Origin of the sequence: Paraburkholderia dilworthii (assembly GCF_000472525.1) — a bacterium.
Lineage (GTDB): Bacteria > Pseudomonadota > Gammaproteobacteria > Burkholderiales > Burkholderiaceae > Paraburkholderia > Paraburkholderia dilworthii.
In genome coordinates this window covers 1-2,565 of record NZ_AWZT01000123.1, presented here as the reverse complement: position 1 = coordinate 2,565, position 2,565 = coordinate 1, and the positions used below count along the sequence as shown (strand labels likewise).

The 2,565-nt window shown below is 58.4% G+C and carries 3 protein-coding genes; 2 read left to right on the top strand and 1 reads right to left on the bottom strand.

Annotation, left to right across the window (positions count from 1 at the left end):
* The first annotated feature begins 396 nt into the window (after positions 1-396).
* Together F759_RS0135430 and F759_RS39925 are read left to right on the top strand one after the other, a co-directional pair.
* Complete coding sequence (locus F759_RS0135430; protein WP_027803908.1) at positions 397-840, top strand: acyl-CoA thioesterase; 444 nt, start codon at positions 397-399, stop codon at positions 838-840.
* A gap of 297 nt (positions 841-1,137) precedes the next feature.
* Positions 1,138-2,175, top strand: coding sequence for an FUSC family protein (locus tag F759_RS39925; protein WP_051377599.1), 1,038 nt, complete (start codon positions 1,138-1,140; stop codon positions 2,173-2,175).
* A 186-nt stretch (positions 2,176-2,361) separates the two neighbouring features.
* On the opposite strand, the gene F759_RS41890 is transcribed toward F759_RS39925, so the two are convergent.
* The coding region (locus F759_RS41890) for an IS30 family transposase (protein WP_161633359.1) at positions 2,362-2,565 on the bottom strand (204 nt) is incomplete at its 5' end.

The following is a 2,565-nucleotide window of genomic DNA, read 5'->3' as shown; positions in this document are numbered from 1 at the left end:
CCGACTGCGGAAAGAAGCGTGACCCGCGCAAACGACGTTTCCGAAACCGAACCATCGGAGATCGGCCCTTGACATCACCGCCCAATTAAAGAAGCAGTCTTTCGCACTGGGTTGGCGAACGTCTGTTGACGAGCGACGAGCCGCCGTTTTTTCAAGGCGACGACGACCGACCGACAGTGATTGTCGTTTGAGCGATCCGTTGGCGGCTCGTCAAGACAGGGCCTCTTTCATCACAGTCAGCAGTGTGATTGTGTCCCGCCTATCGGCACGCCGGCCTCGAGCCGGTTTTTTTGTCATCCTTGACGACACTAGGGGAAACCCCTAGTATAAATTAGGTGTTAACCCTTATTTTGCTTCCGCGTCAAGGCCGCGCCACTTTCAACGATGGGATACCCGATGAATTTTCATACCCGCAAATGGGTCAAGCCCGAAGACCTGAACCCCAACGGCACGCTGTTCGGTGGCAGCCTGCTGCGCTGGATCGACGAGGAAGCCGCAATCTATGCCATCTGCCAGCTCGCCAACGAGCGCATTGTCACGAAGTTCATGTCGGAGATCAATTTCGTCAGCTCGGCGCGTCAAGGCGACATCATTGAGCTCGGCATGACCGCCACGCACTTCGGCAGCACATCAATCACGCTGCGCTGCGAAGTCCGCAACAAGATCACCCGCAAGAGCATTCTGACTGTTGAAAAGATGGTGTTCGTCAATCTCAACGAGAGCGGCGAGCCGGCACCGCATGGGCGGACGAAGATCTGTCATGCGGATGAGGCGTTTGCTCGGTACCCGCAAGAACGGGAACATATCGCCTGTTGTACAGCCGCCGGTGGGCAACACTGATGCATGCGCGTCGGAGCACATACGATGCACTGAGCGGCTTGTACTGCCTGGTCATTGCGAGGGGCGTACAGGAAGCATCGCGCTGTAGCCCCGTGAGCTGAAGAACCCAACTGGCTGCATGTATATGCGGCACTGGCACCCGATACTCGATGTCCGCGCTGTTCGTGGCGACCGAGATAGAGCGCGGAACGCCGCCCGTACAGATAAGACGTACAGAAGTCCGGTGGGCGCCCGGCCTCGACCCGGGCGTTGGCCATAAGAGAAAAAATCGTTAGTCGTCTCAGGCTTACTGCCCATATGTTTAATCTGATCAACGTCAGGATGCTGTCGCGCGGCGCCACGCTGCTTGCGCCTATTTTCATCGCGGGACTCGTGACAGGTAACCCGATGTGGTTCCGCATCGAAATCGTGACCGTTTCAGCGTTTATTGCGGCGGAGCGATCGCGCCTCGCCCCACTCGGGGTGCTGCTGCATTTGCTCGTCGTAGGTCTCGGTTTCGTCGCAATGACCATATCCGCCGGAAGGCCAGCTTTGTTCGTGATTGCGTCAGTGTTGCTCGCGATGGCCTGCGTGGCCGTCACTGCCGCAGGCACAGAGATGCGCTGGGCAGGCTCCTTCACCTTCATCCCCGTCCTGTACCTCGCCTGCGTCACGGCGAACGATGCGAACGGGCGGAATCTGGCGCAGCTTGGTCTTCTCGGTCTCAACACGCTCCCCTATCTGCTTTGCGCGGCACTACCCGTCATACTGGACGCGATCATTTCTTATCCTGCAAAGCGCTGCGCGGACAGATCGAACAGCCATGGTTGGCTCGCCGTTCGGCAAGTCTCGGAAACACCGTCACCCGGCTGTTTCGAAGGGATGATCGCCGCTGCCCTCGCCGTCGGCGTCGCCGCATCGCTCGTCGAGTGGCATCACGTTCACTACGCGCAATGGCTGGTCTGGTCGGCCGCCAGCGTCGTCACCGGTGATGTCGCGACGGCGTGCGCCAAATGGAAAGACCGGATGATGGGAGCGATGGTCGGCGTGCCCGCCGGTATGCTGGTGGGAATCTTCATGCCACACGCCCCGCTACTCTCAGACGTATTGACGGCCGCGCTCGCATTGACGCTCGTCGCGTTTAATCAATATGTCATAGCATTCGGCACGAGATGCGCGCTGCACGCCGTCGCAATCATCGTCGCTGGACATGCCCTTTTTTCAACCGACGACCGCGCGATAAACGTCGCGATTGGCAGCATAATCGGCATCGTCTTCGTGCTGGGAACGAACTTGATCAGGCGGTCGCTCAAAGGCCGGTGGCATCGTGATGTCTTTGGACCTCACCATCGTTAAGCGCCGAATGGCCTCGTTGCTAACCAGGGTATCGGCCCCGGCGCACTCCTTTCAACCGAAAGTCACGTATGGATCGATACCCGGTTCGTCGACTGTGTACGACCTGTGCGCCTCCCGACACCAAAGCTCCGGCCGATAATTGGAGCCATGAAAACCCGAACCAAATGACGCCAACGTCCGGCGGATTCAACCGGTCGATGCAACGGTTTGATGAAATCGCTCAGCCGGCGTGTCGAAGTTTAGTGTCTTTCGGGGACGTTCGTTGAGCCGCCTGGCTACGACATTAAGTCTGGTTTGTGAATAGACGGAGAGATCAGTGCCTTTAGGGAAGTACTGCCTCAGAAGCCCGTTCGTGTTTTCGTTCGAGCCGCGTTGCCAGGGATGCTGTGG

What these genes read in the sequence shown, in the direction of transcription:
- F759_RS0135430 (WP_027803908.1), top strand. Translation starts at nt 397, where the DNA reads ATGAATTTTCATACCCGCAAATGGGTCAAGCCCGAAGACCTGAACCCC.
- F759_RS39925 (WP_051377599.1), top strand. Translation starts at nt 1,138, where the DNA reads ATGTTTAATCTGATCAACGTCAGGATGCTGTCGCGCGGCGCCACGCTG.